Here is an 18,273-nt window from a genome sequence, read left to right as displayed (position 1 = left end):
TTTGAATTACAAGTAATTTGCTGGGTCAACTGGTGAACCATTGCGGCGAACTTCAAAATGTAAATGAGGCCCTGTCGATAAACCTGTGGAACCAACAGAAGCGATCGCTTGTCCTTGTTGCACAGATTGCCCTTCTGTCACATATAACTCGCTGCTATGTCCGTAAAGTGTGGTGAGACTTTTACCATGATCGATAATCACAGCTTTGCCATATCCACCATACCAACCTGCAAAAATCACTATTCCTGAATCTGCGGCTCTAATGGTACTACCGTAACTAGCAGCAAAATCCAAACCTGCATGAAAGCGTCGATAACCAAGCACCGGGTGAATTCTCCAACCAAAGGCACTGCTAGTGGGTGCGTCACTAGGAAATGCAAAGATACCTGTACCACGAATCCAACTTTTACTATTGGTTTTTGCTTGTGCTGCTTCCCTGGCTATTTGTTCAGCGATCTTTTGTTGAATTAAAACTGTCAAATTTTGGGAATCTTGTTCTAGCTGATTTTGCGCTGCTGCCAAAGCCAAGCGATCGCTATTTAAGCGTTGAATTAATTCCGTTTGTGATTGTGCCTGAGTTTGATAATCGGCTTTTTGACCTAATAATTGTTCTCTAATCAAAGCAATCTGGTTTTTTTGCCCTTCTACTTCGGTTCTTTGGGTAATTAACAGCTTTGCTTGTGCTGCCAGTTTAGCCAAAATTCGCTGATCTGCTCGATAAACTAGTTTCAACTGATAACGACGACTGATAAAATCGGTGATATTTGTACTTTGCAGTAAAACAGCTAATCCTTGAGAAGCTGAAGAACGCTGAAGATACCGCAATCTTGCCACTGTTGCTACTTGTCGTTCTTGATAAACAAGTTCTGCTGTCAGTAAATCAGCTTCTAACTGTTGTAAGAGTTCCGTTGCCGATTTTAACCTGGCTTCGCTCTCTTGAATATAGCTATTAGTAGTTTGCAGATTTTGATTTAAACCAGTTAGGTGTTTTTGCGCTTCGGTTTGCAGATTGGTTAAGCGATCGCTCTCCTTCACTACATTCTCACGTTCCTGCTGAATTTGCTGCTGCTGTTGTTTCAAATTATCAATAGAAGATGTCCCATATACTGGTAGCAATACTAAAAAGCTGAACAAAATACAGCACAATGTCCCAAACCACCACCCAAATCCGATTTTTCCCAAAAATGCCGTGTTCATGCCGTTATATTCAGCCAAAGAGGTGCAAGCACAACAGTATTATGCCCAAATTTTGCGAAAATTTAACACCCATCGGCTCAGATGCTGACTACCAATAAAGTTTTATAGTTTTATGAAGACACGACAAGGAATTCTCTTGCTAACTTTGCTTATACCAGGCTTTCTAGTATTAGCAATATCACTGTATTATTTTGGTACAGATTATGCTGCACTAATCAAAGCTGAAACTTATGTGACACAATTGGCAGAAGCCGAAAATACAAATCAAAGAAAGTTAGATCATGCCTATCATCGAGCTTTAGCTCATCGTATTAACGTTTTTGCAGATGCTACCTGGGGATTATTAGGATGTTTGATTGCATCTGTAGGTATTCATGGTTTAGTCACATTGAAGGAGAAAGATTGAAGAAGGAGTCAGGAGTCAGGAGTCAGAATTAATTAGGGCTTGCTGAACGCGAAGAGCGTGCCGTTAGGCATATAAACCAAAAACCTAGATATATCAACATTTTCAGGCTGATAAAGTTGGATAAGGTGCAATAAATAAGCGATGAAAGCATCAAAAACCGTTCATTTACCCAGATTTGAGAATATTCTGATCTCCTTCTAATTCTTCCTCCTTGCCCTGAGCGAAGCCGAAGGGCTGACTCCTGACTCCTGAATTCTCACATTTAAACGGCTAAATTTTCGGTTTTCCAACTGGCTAAATCTGCCAAAGAGCGATCGCGATAACGTCCATATTTTTCCGGTTTACTCTTGATTCTCACACCCAAATCAGGCACAATGCCAAAATTAGGAGCCATCGGTTGAAAATGCTTAGGTGCAGCGGATCTAATAAACTCAAATAAAGCTCCCATCATCGTTGTGACAGGCAAAATTAAAGGTTCTTTTCCTAAAGCCAACCGTGCCGCATTTGTTCCCGCTAACCAACCTCCCGCAGACGCAGCAGTATAACCTTCTGTACCTATTAATTGTCCCGCTGCTAATAAAGTTGGACGTTCTTTAAATTGCAAACTTGCAGACATCAACTGTGGTGCATTTAAAAAAGTATTACGGTGCATAACTCCTAATCTGACAAACTCGGCTTTTTCCAAACCAGGAATCATTTGAAAAACTCGTTTTTGTTCACCCCAACGCAGATTAGTTTGAAAACCCACCATATTCCAAAGTTGACCGGCTTTATCTTCTTGTCGCAGTTGAATTACCGCATAGTTACGTTCTCCCGTGCGAGGATCTGATAAACCTACAGGTTTTAGGGGGCCATAACGCATGGTATCTTCCCCTCTTCGTGCCATTTCTTCAATTGGTAAACAAGCTTCAAAAAATTTTGCTGTTTCCTTTTCAAAGTCTTTTAATTCAGTTTGTTCCGCTTGACGTAATTCTTCCCAAAAATGTAAATACTGCTCTTTATTCATAGGACAATTCAGATATGCTGCCTCACCTTTGTCATAGCGAGAAGCCATAAAAGCAATATCTTTATTAATAGAATCTCCTAAAATAATCGGACTGGCAGCATCAAAGAAGTTGAGATATTCCATCCCGGTAAACCGCTGTAAATCTGCGGATAAATCAGGACTGGTTAAAGGGCCACTAGCTAAAACTACAATACCTTCGGGAATTGCTGTCACTTCTCCCCGGCGAAAATCAATTAAAGGATGATTTGCTAAGGTTTGGGTCAAATCTTCCCCAAATTGTCCTCTGTCTACTGCTAAAGCCCCACCAGCGGGGACTGCGTGTTCATCTGCCTTGGCAATGACAATAGAACCAAGTTGACGTAATTCTTCGTGTAATAATCCTGCCGCGCGATCGCTTGCCATAGCGCCAAAGGAGTTACTACAGACCAATTCTGCCAAATTTTCCGTATGATGGGCAGGGCTGAACCGTTTAGGGCGCATCTCATGAAGAATCACAGGAACGCCGGCTTGGGCTATTTGCCATGCTGCTTCTGTTCCCGCCAGTCCACCGCCAATTACTTGTATTGGTTGTTTTGTCATAGTGATTTTTTTAATTATTGCTTTGGATATAATAACAATTAATAATAGGTTACAATGATCGATGCTGAATCCTCAAGTTGTGAAATTCATCAATTGTGGTATTTGTGACTATGAATATTAGCCTTTAACCAGAACAGGAACAGTTAATTCAAGCCAAATTGCAAAGTGGTAAATATGAAAATGCCTATCAAGTCATTGTAGCTGCTTTGCAGTTGTTAGACGAAAGAGATAAAAATTATGAACAATGGTTAGAAGAAACCCATCAAAAAGTAGCTGTGGGTATTGAACAAGCTAATAGGGGACAATTGACTGATGGTGAAGTTGCTTTTGCAAGATTGCGAGAAAAACTCGCCCAAAAAGGTGAATCTTTACAATGAGTAATTACAGTTTAACAGATGAAGCAATTCAAGATATCAATGAAATTTGTGATGATTTATCAAATTTCAACTTAGGTTCTGCAACTGAATTTTTAAATTCAATAGAAAATAAATGTCAAACTTTAGCACAATTTCCTAACATAGGTCGTAGTTATGCTGAACTATCACCAGAATTGCGAGGAATATCTGTAAATCCTTATATTATTTTCTATCGGTTGATACAAAGATGATGTAGAAATTATTCGAGTAGTTAATGGATATCGTAATCTTGAATCTTTGTTTTCTTAATCCGGGATTTAATGATTTGGTAAACTATATCCTCGCCAACGAAGTAAAACAGCGGCTTGAGCTTTACGCAACATAAAAAGATCAGCTTCGTGTCTGAGAGATATTAAATTTAATCTTTCTATTTCTGTCAATGTACCACTAGAATTTTTCTCTAGTAATAAAATATTATATTCTTCCATATCTCTTGCTGTTTTCTGACTATGGAAAATTTGACAGAGAGTATTATCATCTAACTTATCTAAAGCCGCCAGTTCGACTTGAAACTCTTCTGGTACATCATCCCATGCTGGTGGACTACCGACTTGTAAAGCATGAAGCATAACTTCCTCTAAAGGACGCTGAGTAGCATGGGCGGTATTGACTAACCGTTGATAGATAATTTCGGGTATTTGCAGTGTAACCGTTTCATCAGCCATACTTAGGGCTTTGCGTCCAGTTTGACACTAATGCTGCCATCCTACTGAAGCTATTCACTTATTTAATTTTTGGTTGAAATACTGAGAAACATACAGCGGCTACTATGTTTGATGCCATGAGTTCACCGTATATTTCTTAACTACTTATCATAAATTGGTTTAGTAGCAAATGTCAATAGCCTTTTTTGAAAATAGCACAATTAACTTAGTTAGCAGCTTCCTTAGAGAAATCGGGGATTTTGTTATTCACGAATTTTTAGTAAGTGTATAAGGATATACACGGTGTGCGAAAAGTTTGATGCCATGAGTTCACCGTGTATTCTTAAAAACTTAAAGTTTTTCCATACTTATCTATGCTAAATACTTTACCAAATCCCGAAAGCCTTGCTATATAAGGATTTTAGGTAAATTCATTGGTTGATTTAACATTATTGGGCATCATAAATAATGAAACCCTCTATTTATAAGGGTTGTGGGATAAATAAACCCATATTTGGCATAACAGGTACTGAAGAACCGAACTTAAGTTTTAAGTGACATGTATACAGTCGGAATAATAGTCAGCAAATTGTAATCAACGATGCCACAGATGGAAATCATCAAAACTAGTGATACACTTCGTTCTGCGATTTACCTTTGTGACGGGTTGGATCGAAAAATGCTGTATGGTTCCCCTTTCAGGTTTCCAATCCGTTTTAAGCCTTATACCATTTTTATATGAAGCTGCACAGAATAATTCTTGCATTGACAAGGTTTTCAGACTCCTAATTATATGGAACTTCATATTATATTGGTATTACTTGTCTCTACAAGTTGGCTTGATATACATACTTTATATACTAAATAGTTAGGTAGCAAATGTCAATACCTGTTTTTTATAATGAAAAAGTTCAGATCCTCAAGTTCTTAGAGAAGTCGGGAATCTGGTTGAATTTGCTAAATCAATTTTTCTAATCCAGCAGCCATAATCTCACCTAAATTATCAGCAAGAATAGATAAACCCGGTTTAAGTTGCCAATCTCTAACTTTTTTAGCTGAAAGAAACCCATGTGCAGAGGCATTTCTGAAAATTCTAGCAAGTTGTACCGCTTCTTCCCAAGAAGAAATAGAATTAGATTGAACAATCCAATGTTTAATGAGTTGTTTATCCTTGGGACTTATTACTCCCAGGAATTCAGCAATTGCATCTTCATCTTTTGCAAGCCATTTATCAAGATTCTCTTTTTTCTTAGGATTTGGTGAAATCAGTGGATTATAGTTTGGGAGATTAGACTGTTTTATAAATGTCATAATAATGTTTGATTTCAACACTCCCTCAAAACTATTCATCAATGCTTTAGTAGTAATTTCAAATCCAATATAAGCGATTACAAGTCGCCATTGGACTCCCCGTAATTTATCATATACTGTAAGTTTTTCACCTCCAATAGAAGGTTCATTCCAATTAATCGCTTCTTCTGTAAGACGTACTCCTCTAATTACACATTTAAGAACTTTATCAATATGCTCTGGAGTATCAGGATGATTAGGGTTAAAATGTAATAATTTTTGATGTATCTCACTACATTTAGGATTATATTTCCAAGAATTGTCAGGTTTTAAAACGTTATCCCATAGAATTTTTGAGATATTTGTCAAATTATCTTGATTATGTGTAGATGTGTCTGTCATTTTTGTTAATTGGCTTGCCAAAGAGAGACTATCTAAATCAAATAAAGATGGAGTTTTAATAAACCAAATTTATATATTGAATACAGGTATTAATAGCTAACAAATAAATCATTCTTCAATATCCCAAACTCTTCGATCACAATCAAATAAATTTTCTCTAACCAAAACTTCTCCTTCCCATTTTCCAGCAGTTTTCTCAAAAAAATCAGCAGCATATCCTAATTCTTCTGGTGTCGGTATTTTTTCTTCAGAAACATCACTAATAATAATTACTAATTCTTGATTAGCTAAATATTGAGGAAGTTGTAACAATAATTTGCCATCTGCATCAACTTTTGATTTGATTTTTAATTTCATAAAATCATCTCCTAAATATCTCTAATCATTATACTCTTATTTTAAATAAGAATCAATTTCACTCTAACAACCAAGCAAACAACTCTCCAACAGTTAATTGTAAATCACTAGCAAAAGATGGCACAAGAATTAACATATCTAATTCATCAAATACTTCTATTTGTTGATTTGGACGATAAACAAAAATAGTCCTTTCACTTGGGTCAATTAACCAACCCATTTGAGTACCATATTTTAAACAATGCAAAATATTTTTAGTTACCTTTGTCTGATTTTGATCAGGTGATAAAATTTCAATTGTCCAATCTGGAGAAATTGCAAATGTGTTAGAAACTTCTCCATTTTCATCACGGGGAATTCTATTCCACACAAACACTGCAATATCAGGTACTATGGAACGTCCACCAAAGGTACAAGGCAATTCAGGAAATGCACGAGCGATTTTTTGAGGTTTTACGACAAAATTAATTGCAGGTACAAGTTCACCTTGAACTATACTATGTTTTCCCTGTGGCATCGGTTTTTGAATAATTTGACCATCAATGTACTCACTAGCAGGTTTAGTTTCTGGTAGTTGCAGAAACTCATCTAATGTGAGAGTTTTTTTTTATTGCTTGTACCATTTTTACTTTTTTCTATAATTGGAAATCTGAGCAAAAAATTGTAATCTTTCTATTTAAATAAATGACCCACAATACAACTAAATCCAGGCAATAAAGGCGATATTAACTCATCATTAGCAAACAGAGTTTCTACTAATACTAAAATTGCCCTTTCTCTTCGATAAACTTCTATTTGTTGTAACTTCCAATTCATTATCCAATATTCCTGCACACCTCTAGAAGCATAAAGCTTTAATTTCACTTCTTTATCTCGGCGTTCATTTTCCACACCAAAAGAAAGAACTTCAATTACTAATTCTGGCGCACCTGTTAAATGTCCATTATCATCTAATAAAGTCGCTAATCTTTCATTACTTGCCCAAACTACATCAGGAATGACATTATCAGCATCAGTAAAAATAATACCTGGAGCAGTTACAGCTTCTCCTAAACCTGTCGATAATGACCAACTATCGAGTAAGTTAGCAATTCTAGTACAAGCTTTCTGATGTTTCCAATGTGGCGCTCTTGTCACAAATAATTCTCCATTAATTATCTCATAACGGTTGCCGTTATCTGGCAAGAGTTCAAGGTCTGAGCTTGTCCAGCGTACTCCCTCATATATCTGGGTCATACGGACTCCTGTAGTGGTGATAATTATATTATAGAATTTGTAGCAATATTGTTGTTATTCCAAGTTGAAAAATTTTAGATATTAAAAATTGCTTTGTTATGGGTAGGTAAAATACCTACCCTACAAATTAAATCTCTAAGCGCAAAGAGCTAAAATCTTCTCAACAACTTGCGGGTTAACATCTTTATTTTCCCCCAAAGCTGTCATTCCATGCTTTTCTAAATTCTCGATCACTGCGGGAATGGTTTCTACTCCCACACCATAGTCAGATAAATGAGTGTGAACACCAACTGATTCAAAGAAATCACGAGTTTTAGTAATTGCTGCATCTATCCGTTCATCTTCTGAACCACCGACAATTTCCCAAACTCTATCTGCATATTGTAAAAGTTTTTGTGATTTGCGATCGCGTCTAATAGTCAACGTACTAGGTAACACAACCGCCAAAGTTTGAGCATGATCCATACCATGCAACGCTGTCAACTCATGACCAATCATGTGAGTTGTCCAATCTTGAGGTACACCAGCAGCAATTAATCCGTTTAACGCCATTGTCGCAGACCAGACTAAATTTGCTCGTGCATCATAATCTGTAGGATTTGCTAAGGTTTTTGGCCCCTCCTTAATCAGGGTTTTTAAGATTGACTCAGCCATGCGGTCTTGTAATGGTGCATTCACCGGATAGGTTAAATACTGTTCCATCACATGAGTAAAAGCATCAACAATACCATTGCTAATTTGCCGAGGAGGGAGAGAAAAAGTTGTTTCTGGGTCAAGAACCGAAAATTTAGGAAACACTAGGGGACTGCTGAAAAATAACTTTTCTTGAGTTTCCCACTTGGTAACAACAGAACTTGTATTCATCTCTGAACCAGTTGCGGGTAAAGTCAAAACTACCCCCATAGGTAAAGCCGCAGTTATCGGTGCGCCTTTTGCTAAAATATCCCAAGGTTCGCCCACAAAAGGAACAGCAGCAGCTATAAATTTAGTCCCGTCAGCAACTGAACCACCACCCACGGCTAACAAAAAATCAATACCTTCTTTGCGTATTAATTCCACTGCTTTCATCAAAGTTTCCAGATGAGGGTTGGGTTCAATACCACCAAACTCAAATACATTCCTTCCAGCTAATGCCGATTTTACTTGGTCATAAACGCCATTGGCTTTAATGCTACCACCGCCATAGGTGATGAGAATTTTAGCATCTGCGGGAATTTCTGAAGCGATATTAGCAATTTGGCCTTTCCCAAATAGGATTTTAACTGGATTGTAAAAAACGAAATTTTCCATGATTAGTCACACAAGGTAATTAAATTTCACCTTGAGTATTCTAATCAGATTAGTAATTTTTCGCCTGTACCTAAAGAATACTATTTCAAAAAACAGATATCCGATTTATTGACTAATAGGGGGATGCGTAGATGGCGTTTTTTATAAATCTAAATAAATAGGGTTTGCTGATAGCGTAGTGTGGCGTAAGTCAGATACCCATTTCTCAATTCAATTGTGAGCATCAATTTGATTCCAAAAAATGGGTACTTTACTCCTGACTCCTGACTTCTGACCCCTGATTCCTGCTATAATTTACCTAACCAACACACTTAGTTGTGTTCAATTCCATCGCATCAGAAATAAAACAAGTCCCACCAAATTTATTTAAAATCTTTTTAATTTGTACCTCCACCAGCGGCAATTTTTCAGGAGCAAAGAAAGCAATAATATAAATGTTATCTAGCAAGGTCATTGCTAAATCATCACTGTCTGTTCCTCCTCTACCTTTACCGGCAACATTCTTAATAACCGTATGTTCAGGAACACCAGCTTTTTCTAAAGCTTCCAAAATCTTGCTGACTTCAACGTAATTAGCAAAAATTTCTAGCCGTTTAACTAACTCCATAATCTCAACTCCAAAAGATATTAATTGCGTATAAATAAAAGGGTATGCCAATGATGATGTTAAAAGGAAATGTCACAGCTAAAGCAGTAGAAACGTATAGACTAGGATTAGCTTCTGGAACGGTTAGCCGCATAGCTGCTGGAACTGCAATGTAAGAAGCACTAGCACACAACACGGAAAATAAGAGAGCATCTCCTTGGGGCATACCGATTAGTTTAGCAATAATTAAACCAATTCCAGCATTAACGATTGGTATGAGTATGGCAAATAAAATTAAGAAAACGCCTGTTTTTTGCAAATCTTTGATTCTTTTTGCCGCTAGAAGTCCCATATCTAATAAGAAAAAGGTGAGGACTCCGTAAAACATATCTTGTGTAAACGGTTTTAATGTCGTCCAACCATGTTCCCCTGTGAGTAAACCCATAATTAGGCTACCAACAAGGAGAAATACGGAACTATTTAGAAATGCTTCTTGCAATACTTCCGACCAATTAAACTCTCTGTCACTTTGATCAGCAGTAAATAATTTTACTAATATCAAACCAACGACTATAGCCGGAGATTCCATCAAAGCCAGGGCTGCAACCATATAACCATCAAAGCTGATACCCAGTTGAGTCAGAAAAGAACTAGCCGTGATAAAGGTTACGGCACTAATTGAACCATAGGTAGCTGCGATCGCAGCAGCGTTGTAAGAGTCCAGTTTTATCTTGAGAATAAAAAAAGTATAAATTGGAACAAGGCAAGCCATTAGAATCGCTGCCAGCATAGTGAAAATCACTTCCTGGCTAATGCCGCTTTTTACCAGTTCCACACCACCCTTAAACCCAATCGCAAATAGCAAATACAGGGAAAACAGCTTAGGAATAGGTGCTGGAATTTCCAAATCTGACTTTAGGAAAACTGCCAACATCCCCATAAAAAAAGCTAACACAGGTGGATTCAAGATGTTGGATACAATCAAGCTCACATCCATTCCCACCACTCCTATAATTTTGTCATTAAGATTCCTTTATAAGTTTGACACGAGAGTGGCAACTAAGTAGGTTGGCGTTAAAAATTATCGTTGGGATCAGGCCGGGGGCAGGGATAAAAAGGGTTTTAGACTTGTTTACTTTTCTTTACACAGTTTGGTTTTATTCTGCTCACCTATTTATAACAGCGTATAAAAAACCAATTTGATTTATAAGCAGTTCGCTTTTAAGCGCAAACCAATTTACCTACAGGCTGCCATAGTACAAGATGTCAACTAAGAAAGTTCATTAACAAATGAAGATATAGTTGCCACAAATGCAGCAGTTGATTCATATGGTAAAACATTGCGTCCGCTAATTTTCATGCCTCGACCTTGAGGTAGACAAGCCAGATAATCTGCCAAACGTTCATCAGGCGTTTCCTTTTTACCTTCCTTACTAATAGCTGATGCTGTATCTCCTAAAACAACTAATGTCGGTTGTCGAAGAGAGGCAATATCACCACTATAATCCCGTTGCCAAAACCTAGCTAAAAAAGAAAATACAGCATAGCGACCACCCATATTTTTAGCATCTGCTATTAAAGTATCTAACCATTCTTCGTCTACAGCTTCGCTAGATGCAAACAATTTCTCAGTTGAGAAAGAAACTAAAAATTTGCGTGTACGTGCATAGCGGAAAAAAGCATTCCCTAGAGGTGAATTAAAGATAATCCAAAGCAGATTTTGTTGCCATTTGGGTGCATTTTTAGTAGTTACACTCCAAGCTGTTGGACCAGAAAGTATAAGTCCTTTAATTAGATTTGGCTCTAATTTAATTAATTCAATAGCTACTGTTGATAAAGCACCTTGTGCTATTATAATCACAGGTTTTTGTACTACTGTATGTAAAAAATGTTGTAATTGTTTTGCCCAATCAATTGGTTTATAAGCCAGAGGAGGCATATCACTTTCACCACATCCCAATAAATCAGGATTATAAATGATATTTTGATGATTGGTTTGATACCATTCATGGCAAAATCGCTGCCAAAATTGCCTTGATAATCCTACCCCAATAGGATGAATTAAAAGTAAAGGAGTACCGTCAGCAGATGAATCTATGGGTTGATGTACTTCATAAGCACAGCGATAATTCTGCCAATCATAAAACTTGGGAGGAGATGCTGTAATCCCCGATGTATTGGCTATGGTAAAAGGTTGCATAATCCTAAATTCAGTATTTCTGGCTAAAAAGTTATTTGAGGATGAATTAACTTGTATCCCGCGTCTTTTATCTTTTGATTAGACACCCACGTATTATAGGGGCGGTTACTCTTGTTTGTTGCATCCCATATTACATTAGGTAAATTATGTTTTGTTAGCACATTATCAATTAGTTCTCGACTGGTGAGATGTGAATCATCTACTAGATTATAAATACCTTGTAAACGCTGGTTACGTGCAAATTCTATAGCACCAACAATATCGTCTCGGTGAATCCAATTTGTGATTTCTTCACCATTACCGGAACGATTTGTACCAGCTACTCGGCCAAATATTTTCACCAATTCTCTACCAGGCCCATAAATCCCTCCCAAACGTAAGATACAAACACGGAGGTTTTCATTCTCTGCTGATAGTAAAACATCTTCGGTTTTGCGAAGAATTTGAGCATTTAGATTAGGTGGTGCTGGTGGTGTTTCTTCATCTACCCAAACACCATTTCTATCTCCGTATACTGAATAACTTCCTGTATATATCAACTGGCGAATATTGGGAGAATGCCGTAGTACAGAAACTAAGGTTTTGGCTGTTTGCAGATAAGTTTCTTCATAGGTATTTCCACTTTTTGCACCTAGACTTAATATGACGATATCTTGATTTTTTAATACTGAGTTTAGAGATTCTAAATCATTCCCTTGGGTGACTATAACTTTTTGGGCTACAGCCTTTAAATCAGATACACGCTCAGGAGTAGTTGTGGTTGCAGTGATGATAAAATTTTTATTTTCCTGCCAATATTGAGAAACTGCATAACCAACATAACCACAACCAATTATTGCTATATTCATGACGATCTAAACAAAAAAATAAATTACTTTCCAGATTACATTTGCAAAAAGCGATATTACAAGAGTTTATAACTAAATGATTGTCGCTATTTTCCAGTTTAAATTTAAAAATTCAAACTTAAGTAGTCTGTTTGGAAAATTTTAGACACCCATAAATTAGCTTCTCTCAGAATATTTTCATATTTCTGTTACGTAGGATACCTTTTTTGGGAAATTTCTGTTCTCAGGAATATTACGAAGTTTCCCATATTGCAGGTACATAAACTTAGTTATTTATGTTCTTGATACAGCAGTTTGTGTAGTTAGGAGGTACAACATCTAAATTCAAACCTATACACAAAGCCAGTTTTACTCCTGACTCCTGACTCCTGACTCCTGAATTCTGCTGTAACTAGGATTGAGATCAAGCATGAATTACGCCATCTGGCATAATAGCCCCAGCTAAGTTAGCACCAATTAGTTTTACCAGTAGACGCTCACCTGAGCGAATTCTAGCACCTGTCAAGTCTGCACCCCGCAAGTCTGCACCGCTGAGATCCGCACCAATCAAATTAGCCGAGCGTAAATTTGCTTCTCTCATATCTGCTAACAACAAGTTAGCTCTAAACAAATTAGCCTCCGATAAATCCGCACCCCTAAGATTAACTTTGTGCATAAAAGTATCACTGAGATTAGAACCGCTTAAATTTGCATAGCTTAGGTTTCTACCAGATAAATCTCTGTTACTTAAATTAGCGCGACTAAAATCTTTTCCACTCAAGTCTGGATTTTGATTGGGTTGTTGATAGTTTGTTTGTGGTTGTTGATAGTAAGTAGAGGATGGTTTTTTTTGTTGGGTTGGTCTAGAATTTGCAGTTTGAGACTTATCGTTTAAAGAACGTAATTTTTCACGAGCTTCATTAAAGGCTTTGAGTTTGTCTTGAGCTTTTTGTTGTAACCGGTGGTTGTCTTTAGGGAGGCGATCAGGATGCCAAACAAACACTAAATCTTTGTAAGCCTGGTTGATCTCTTCTAGTGTTGCTCCAGGTTCTAATTCTAAGATTCTGTAGTATCGCTCCAGTTCGCTCATATGATGTGTTGATGGAAAATCAAATAATAATTAAATTAATTATGAGTGATGTCGCTATATGTTGAGTATAACGATTCATTGAGTTGGCTTCTGCTATACTTTTACTCAAGTAGACAAAGAGCAGATGGTAACATGAAATCCTTGCATTTTTAGCCGATGAAGTGTCAAATGGCAATGACTACGGCTACCAAATGTATCACAATATAGATATGAAAATTTACCTTGTTGCACTATTTCTCAAACGATTGATGGCTCGAAAATATGCCCCAATCGGAATCTGGTAAACTTCAATAAAAATCCAAACTATAATTGATAAATGTAACAAAAATGTGAGTAATGTCCAGATATATGGTAGCCACGAGAGAGGTACATCAGGATTTGGAGGAAAATAATAAGCTGCTAGGCCAATTAAGGTAGTTGGTAAAATGACAAAAGCCATTGCTGCTAACACGTAACCCCAACCTAATTCAACACCTTCTAGTTGGGCTTCTGTCCACTTAAAGCCATTCCAATGCCAAACTAGCGGAGGTTGTCTAGAAGGCATCTTGATTTGCTGTATTTCCAAGTTGACTGTAAAAATTTCTTGGCAAAAGTTACAAGACATTGCTTCCATTAATGGCATGGGAGAAATTCTACCGACTCTACAAACAGGACATGGGTAATCTTCTTGAAAATTTAAAGATGTGGATAAAGTTTTAGAACTAGGCATGATTAAATTACTACTTCTAACAAAATTGATTTTATTCATCATAAATCAACTAAAAATCATAAATTGTCAGATTTTTCACTATTCTTTTGATTGAGTTTTTTATGGAAAACTTCTCGGTGAACTTCAATTACTAGCATTAGGGAATTTAGATACAAGATAAAGAGCTTTCTGTCAGGGTTTTACAAGGTATTTCAATCCAAAATTCTGCACCTTTTCCTTCTTGGGATATATATTTCAATATTCCACCATGTTTATCAACTACAATTTGATAACTAATAGATAATCCCAGACCTTGCCCTCTCCCTACAGGCTTAGTTGTAAAAAATGGATCAAATATTTGTTTACTAATAGATTCAGGTATACCTATTCCATTATCTGCAATTCTGATGATAGCAAAACCTGGTTCAACATACTTGGTCTGAATGTTAATTTTGAGTTCATTCTTTTTTTCAGGTTGCATAACAAATGCCTCCTCTAGAGAATCAATAGCATTACTAAGTAAATGCATAAAAACTTGGTTTAGGTGTGCTGGATAGCATTCTACTAATGGAAGTTCACCGTATTCTTTAATAACTTCTATTTTCGGAAAATGTCCCTTTGCTTCCACTCTATGCTGTAAAAATAATAATGTGCTATCAATACCCGTGGTTATATTTACTGATTTTTTTTCAGATTCGTCTATCCGACAAAAGTTCCGCAGCGACAGCACAATTTCACGAATGCGCTGAGTACCAACTTTCATAGAGTTAAGGATTTTAAATAAATCTTCATTCAAAAAACCAAAATCAATAGCATCGGTTTTATGCTGAATTTGAGAACTGGGATGGGGATAATTTTCTTGATACAGACTTAATAAATCTAATAAATCTCGGACGTTATCATCTACGTGTTTGAGATTGCCATAAATAAAGTTAGCAGGGTTATTAATTTCATGGGCAATACCTGTAATTAAGGGAACTAAACTAGACATTTTTTCAGCATGAATCAGTTGCATTTGAGTTTTTCTTAACTTATTTACAGTACTAGAAAGCTCTTGATTACTGATGCGTAGTTCATCTTCAATTATTTGACGCTGGACAATATTTTTTTCTAACTGCATTAAATTGATTCTCAGTTCCATTTGTGTGAGAACTTGACGACCTAATCTTTTTAGTGCTGCAATTTGTTCTGGACTCAGAATGTGCGGTTTTTGGTCAATAGCGCACAAAGTTCCCAAAGCCAAACCATCAGATGTTACTAGAGGTGTACCTGCATAAAACCGAATATTAGGGTCTTCTGTCACTAATGGATTATCATAAAACCGCCCATCTTCTAGGGCATTTGGTACTATTAATATTTCCTCTGGTTGGAGAATAGCATGGGCGCAAAATGATATATTTTTAGGAGTTTCTGTTACTTCTAAACCAATCTTTGATTTAAACCATTGTCGATGCTCATCTATTAAGCTGATCAAGGCAATGGGAGTTTTACAAATATATGCGGCTAAAGCAGTTAAATCATCAAAGCCTTGTTCTTCAGCGGTATCAAGAATTTGGTATTTTTCTAGTGCTTTTAGCCTCTCTGGTTCATTGGATGGTAATGGAGCTACTTTCATTGAGTGAATATAATAATCTTGGTTCTTACAGCAGAATTCAGGTGTCAGGTGTCAGGTGTCAGGAGTAAAACTGATGTAATTACACAATGCTGAGTTAAACTTGCAAGCAAGTTAATGCAAAATATTAATTGGCGGATCTTCGGTTTGGGCATTACTCACAATGGAACACTGGCAATTTCTGATACAGAAACAGGGCGATCGCGCTTGGCAACCCCTAGAATCGCCTACTTTGCAAATTTTAGCAGGTAAATACAGAGTTTTGGCTCGTTCACATCTTTTCAATAAAGATGTAGAAGTGCGGGTAACTCACTCCTCAATCCAGGAAGTTCCACCTAAACGGCGAATTTTTAAACGCTTACGTCGCACTAATGCAGATGGACTGATGGCTGTAATTCCCTTTACTGAACTGAAACCGGGAATTTGGGAGTTACGATGTTCAGCCGACTTAATGACAGATATGCTTGGTAAATCCTGGCAATATAGTCTGTTGATCAAAGTCTCTCCACAAGAAGACAGTAACCAAGCAAATCTAGATAGTGGTGATGAGTTTGACAATGAACTTGAGGTATTACTCACTCAAGAAGATCAAACCGAAGAAGATATAATTATTAATCAGCCTGTCAGCCCAGTTTGGTTCAAAGGTGAGACAGCAGAACAACTTTTACAAAGTTTAATAGATTTAGCTTTACCCAACTCGGAATCCTTGGAGGAAGACCAAACATCTGAGGATTGGCGGCCAATATCCCCACCATCACCACTAAAATTATCTCTGGAAAGGGACACTTATATTACTGCTTGGGGAAAAACTCTGACAGTGAATGGGGATGTGGAACTGGCTCAAACGGGTGATCTGGAAGATGAAATATTATCAATAACTAGTCTTAATCAGCTACAGTTATTGATCGAATTGCGATCGCCCTCAGAATCACAAGTCTTAACTCAAGTCAGACAACCCTTAACAAATAAAATTCTGCCTTTTACATTCAGCACCATCATTAATATTCCCACTGAGTGTGAATCAAAGTTGATTTTGGCAGATATTAGTTTATACGGCGCAGTTACAGATGGTGGAGAAGTCATATTCTTAGCCAACCACGCTTTCACAATTACAGCAGATGTCACAGAATTACTGACAATTTCTTTACCAAAATCAAGTCCACCAGACTTGCCATCTGCAAGCACCGAAATACAAACTCAAGCTGAAACAAAGCCAGAACCACCGGTTAGCGTTGGCTTGGAACTTTTCAATCTCGTCAAAACTCCCAAGTTAGCTCAGTTTCATAGTTTAAAATCATCTGCTAACAAACAGCTGCCACCCAGAATTAAACCAGTAATTGTGTTAGGTGGTTTGTCGCCAGAATTACCGAATTTGCCTCGAATTCACAAAAATTTAATGGCAGAATCCCTCGAATCTGAAGGTACTATCAAGACACCGCCTCAAATATCCCCAATTAATCTGGAAAAGTTGGTGATTAAACAGGTTAAAACTACTTTGCCTTTTTTGAAAAGGTTAAAACCAACTCCAGTTCAGGAAGAAGAACCTCAAGTCCATTCGTCAGATATCTCAGAAACTCAATTATCTGAAGTTGAAAATACACCAGAATTTCGGCTCAATAATGCAGAATATGAGGATGAATCTGCTGAATTTAGAGAAAATACTCTTGCTTTTTCTAGTGAGGAATTAATCACAGCGAACACTCCAGAAACATCTCCCCTGATTCAAAAATGGATGCATAGCCAAGGGTATTTAGCTGAAAGTATCAATTTGGAAGCCGCAGAAGATGATACTAATGAGTTGAATGAGCAGCCACTTTTAATTCTGAATATAGATGCACAGGAAGATGATATTGAGGAAAATCTGGCTATAAATACTAGTGAACCAGAAGAAATAGTGCAGCCAATACAGATTCTGCCTGCTGTGTTGTCCCAAGAAATAGTTTTAGATGATACATATATTAGTTTGAGCCATGAGGATAACAGTCAGTTATCTGCCCAACCAGATCCACCACTAGTAGATTTATCGAGTTCTCTTCCAGAATCTTTACCAACACCCCAACTGTTTTTACCAAATGGTGAATTGCTGGCGGGAACGTCAATCAAAGTGCGTTTAGAATTGTCTGCGGTGTCGTCTGCTGTGGTGGTTAAGTTGTGGGTTGAAGATTATCAAACTCGCGGTTTACTAGACGGGCCTCATCTGCTCAAAGATTTGCGACCTACCCCTTGGGGAAATTGGGAAGCGATAACTCAATTAATTGTGCCTTTCGGCTGTGTAGAAATCCGTGTAGGAGCGATCGCACTCGATCTGAATACTCAACAGGAAAGTGGTAAAGTCACCGTCGTTAAAACAGTTATTCCCCCCGATTTGCCAAATATAGAACTAGATGACTTACTGGGACTGTAAATGGCTGTGTTAAAAATCTTGATAATTTGCAGAAACAGGAGGA

Annotated in this window: 19 protein-coding genes; 4 read left to right on the top strand and 15 right to left on the bottom strand. The window is 37.2% G+C overall.

Features of this window, described 5'->3' with window-relative positions; all coding sequences use genetic code 11:
* Positions 1 to 6 precede the first annotated feature (6 nt).
* Positions 7 to 1,197, bottom strand: a complete 1,191-nt coding sequence (locus ACOWPH_RS04150) for a murein hydrolase activator EnvC family protein (RefSeq protein WP_015214132.1) — start codon at positions 1,195 to 1,197, stop codon at positions 7 to 9.
* Positions 1,198 to 1,309: 112 nt separating this feature from the next.
* Between ACOWPH_RS04150 and ACOWPH_RS04145 the strand changes: the two genes are divergently transcribed.
* Positions 1,310 to 1,603, top strand: a complete 294-nt coding sequence (locus ACOWPH_RS04145) for a hypothetical protein (protein ID WP_015214131.1) — start codon at positions 1,310 to 1,312, stop codon at positions 1,601 to 1,603.
* A 262-nt stretch (positions 1,604 to 1,865) separates the two neighbouring features.
* Here the strand turns inward: ACOWPH_RS04145 and trmFO are convergent, their stop codons facing one another.
* Positions 1,866 to 3,188 carry an FADH(2)-oxidizing methylenetetrahydrofolate--tRNA-(uracil(54)-C(5))-methyltransferase TrmFO gene (gene trmFO, locus ACOWPH_RS04140; RefSeq protein WP_015214130.1) on the bottom strand — a complete coding sequence of 441 codons (1,323 nt, stop codon included), beginning with the start codon at positions 3,186 to 3,188 and terminating at the stop codon, positions 1,866 to 1,868.
* A gap of 146 nt (positions 3,189 to 3,334) precedes the next feature.
* Between trmFO and ACOWPH_RS04135 the strand changes: the two genes are divergently transcribed.
* Complete coding sequence (locus ACOWPH_RS04135; protein WP_280514235.1) at positions 3,335 to 3,565, top strand: ribbon-helix-helix domain-containing protein; 231 nt, start codon at positions 3,335 to 3,337, stop codon at positions 3,563 to 3,565.
* Positions 3,562 to 3,795, top strand: a complete 234-nt coding sequence (locus ACOWPH_RS04130; protein WP_015214129.1) for a type II toxin-antitoxin system RelE/ParE family toxin — start codon at positions 3,562 to 3,564, stop codon at positions 3,793 to 3,795. The genes ACOWPH_RS04135 and ACOWPH_RS04130 overlap by 4 nt, the downstream gene beginning before the upstream one ends.
* A 66-nt stretch (positions 3,796 to 3,861) precedes the next feature.
* Here the strand turns inward: ACOWPH_RS04130 and ACOWPH_RS04125 are convergent, their stop codons facing one another.
* The 13 genes from ACOWPH_RS04125 to ACOWPH_RS04065 all read right to left on the bottom strand — a co-directional run bounded on the left by ACOWPH_RS04125 (position 3,862) and on the right by ACOWPH_RS04065 (position 15,829).
* A complete protein-coding gene (locus ACOWPH_RS04125; RefSeq protein ID WP_015214128.1) occupies positions 3,862 to 4,269 on the bottom strand; it encodes a hypothetical protein in 408 nt (135 codons plus the stop codon).
* 936 nt (positions 4,270 to 5,205) lie between these two features.
* On the bottom strand, positions 5,206 to 5,940 hold the full coding sequence (locus tag ACOWPH_RS04120) for a hypothetical protein (RefSeq protein WP_015214127.1): 735 nt from the start codon (positions 5,938 to 5,940) through the stop codon (positions 5,206 to 5,208).
* A 108-nt stretch (positions 5,941 to 6,048) separates the two neighbouring features.
* Positions 6,049 to 6,297, bottom strand: a complete 249-nt coding sequence (locus ACOWPH_RS04115; protein ID WP_015214126.1) for a hypothetical protein — start codon at positions 6,295 to 6,297, stop codon at positions 6,049 to 6,051.
* Positions 6,298 to 6,355: 58 nt separating this feature from the next.
* Positions 6,356 to 6,877 (bottom strand): Uma2 family endonuclease, encoded by a 522-nt coding sequence (locus tag ACOWPH_RS04110; RefSeq protein ID WP_042464816.1) that lies wholly within the window; start codon positions 6,875 to 6,877, stop codon positions 6,356 to 6,358.
* 92 nt (positions 6,878 to 6,969) lie between these two features.
* Positions 6,970 to 7,533 carry a Uma2 family endonuclease gene (locus ACOWPH_RS04105; RefSeq protein ID WP_015214125.1) on the bottom strand — a complete coding sequence of 188 codons (564 nt, stop codon included), beginning with the start codon at positions 7,531 to 7,533 and terminating at the stop codon, positions 6,970 to 6,972.
* 135 nt (positions 7,534 to 7,668) lie between these two features.
* Entirely contained in the window at positions 7,669 to 8,823 is a 1,155-nt protein-coding gene (locus tag ACOWPH_RS04100; RefSeq protein WP_015214124.1) for an iron-containing alcohol dehydrogenase, read from the bottom strand.
* A 298-nt stretch (positions 8,824 to 9,121) separates the two neighbouring features.
* On the bottom strand, positions 9,122 to 9,430 hold the full coding sequence (locus ACOWPH_RS04095; protein WP_015214123.1) for a P-II family nitrogen regulator: 309 nt from the start codon (positions 9,428 to 9,430) through the stop codon (positions 9,122 to 9,124).
* A gap of 4 nt (positions 9,431 to 9,434) precedes the next feature.
* On the bottom strand, positions 9,435 to 10,406 hold the full coding sequence (locus tag ACOWPH_RS04090) for a sodium-dependent bicarbonate transport family permease (RefSeq protein ID WP_015214122.1): 972 nt from the start codon (positions 10,404 to 10,406) through the stop codon (positions 9,435 to 9,437).
* Positions 10,407 to 10,679: 273 nt separating this feature from the next.
* Positions 10,680 to 11,609, bottom strand: coding sequence for an alpha/beta fold hydrolase (locus ACOWPH_RS04085; RefSeq protein WP_015214121.1), 930 nt, complete (start codon positions 11,607 to 11,609; stop codon positions 10,680 to 10,682).
* A gap of 23 nt (positions 11,610 to 11,632) precedes the next feature.
* Positions 11,633 to 12,457, bottom strand: a complete 825-nt coding sequence (locus tag ACOWPH_RS04080) for an SDR family oxidoreductase (RefSeq protein ID WP_015214120.1) — start codon at positions 12,455 to 12,457, stop codon at positions 11,633 to 11,635.
* 403 nt (positions 12,458 to 12,860) lie between these two features.
* Complete coding sequence (locus ACOWPH_RS04075; protein ID WP_015214119.1) at positions 12,861 to 13,526, bottom strand: pentapeptide repeat-containing protein; 666 nt, start codon at positions 13,524 to 13,526, stop codon at positions 12,861 to 12,863.
* A gap of 217 nt (positions 13,527 to 13,743) precedes the next feature.
* Positions 13,744 to 14,235: a hypothetical protein gene (locus ACOWPH_RS04070; RefSeq protein ID WP_042465903.1), complete on the bottom strand. Its 492-nt coding sequence runs from the start codon at positions 14,233 to 14,235 to the stop codon at positions 13,744 to 13,746.
* A 145-nt stretch (positions 14,236 to 14,380) separates the two neighbouring features.
* The gene (locus ACOWPH_RS04065; protein WP_015214117.1) at positions 14,381 to 15,829 is read right to left on the bottom strand and encodes a sensor histidine kinase; all 1,449 of its coding nucleotides are present in this window, start codon (positions 15,827 to 15,829) and stop codon (positions 14,381 to 14,383) included.
* A gap of 160 nt (positions 15,830 to 15,989) precedes the next feature.
* On the opposite strand from ACOWPH_RS04065, the gene ACOWPH_RS04060 reads away from it, so the two are divergent.
* Entirely contained in the window at positions 15,990 to 18,230 is a 2,241-nt protein-coding gene (locus ACOWPH_RS04060) for a hypothetical protein (protein WP_015214116.1), read from the top strand.
* Positions 18,231 to 18,273: the final 43 nt, after the last annotated feature.

The organism is Anabaena sp. PCC 7938, assembly GCF_049315035.1.
Classification (GTDB): Bacteria; Cyanobacteriota; Cyanobacteriia; order Cyanobacteriales; family Nostocaceae; genus Anabaena; species Anabaena cylindrica.
The sequence above is the reverse complement of the archived record's forward strand: the minus strand, read 5'-3'. Positions and strand labels throughout refer to the sequence as shown.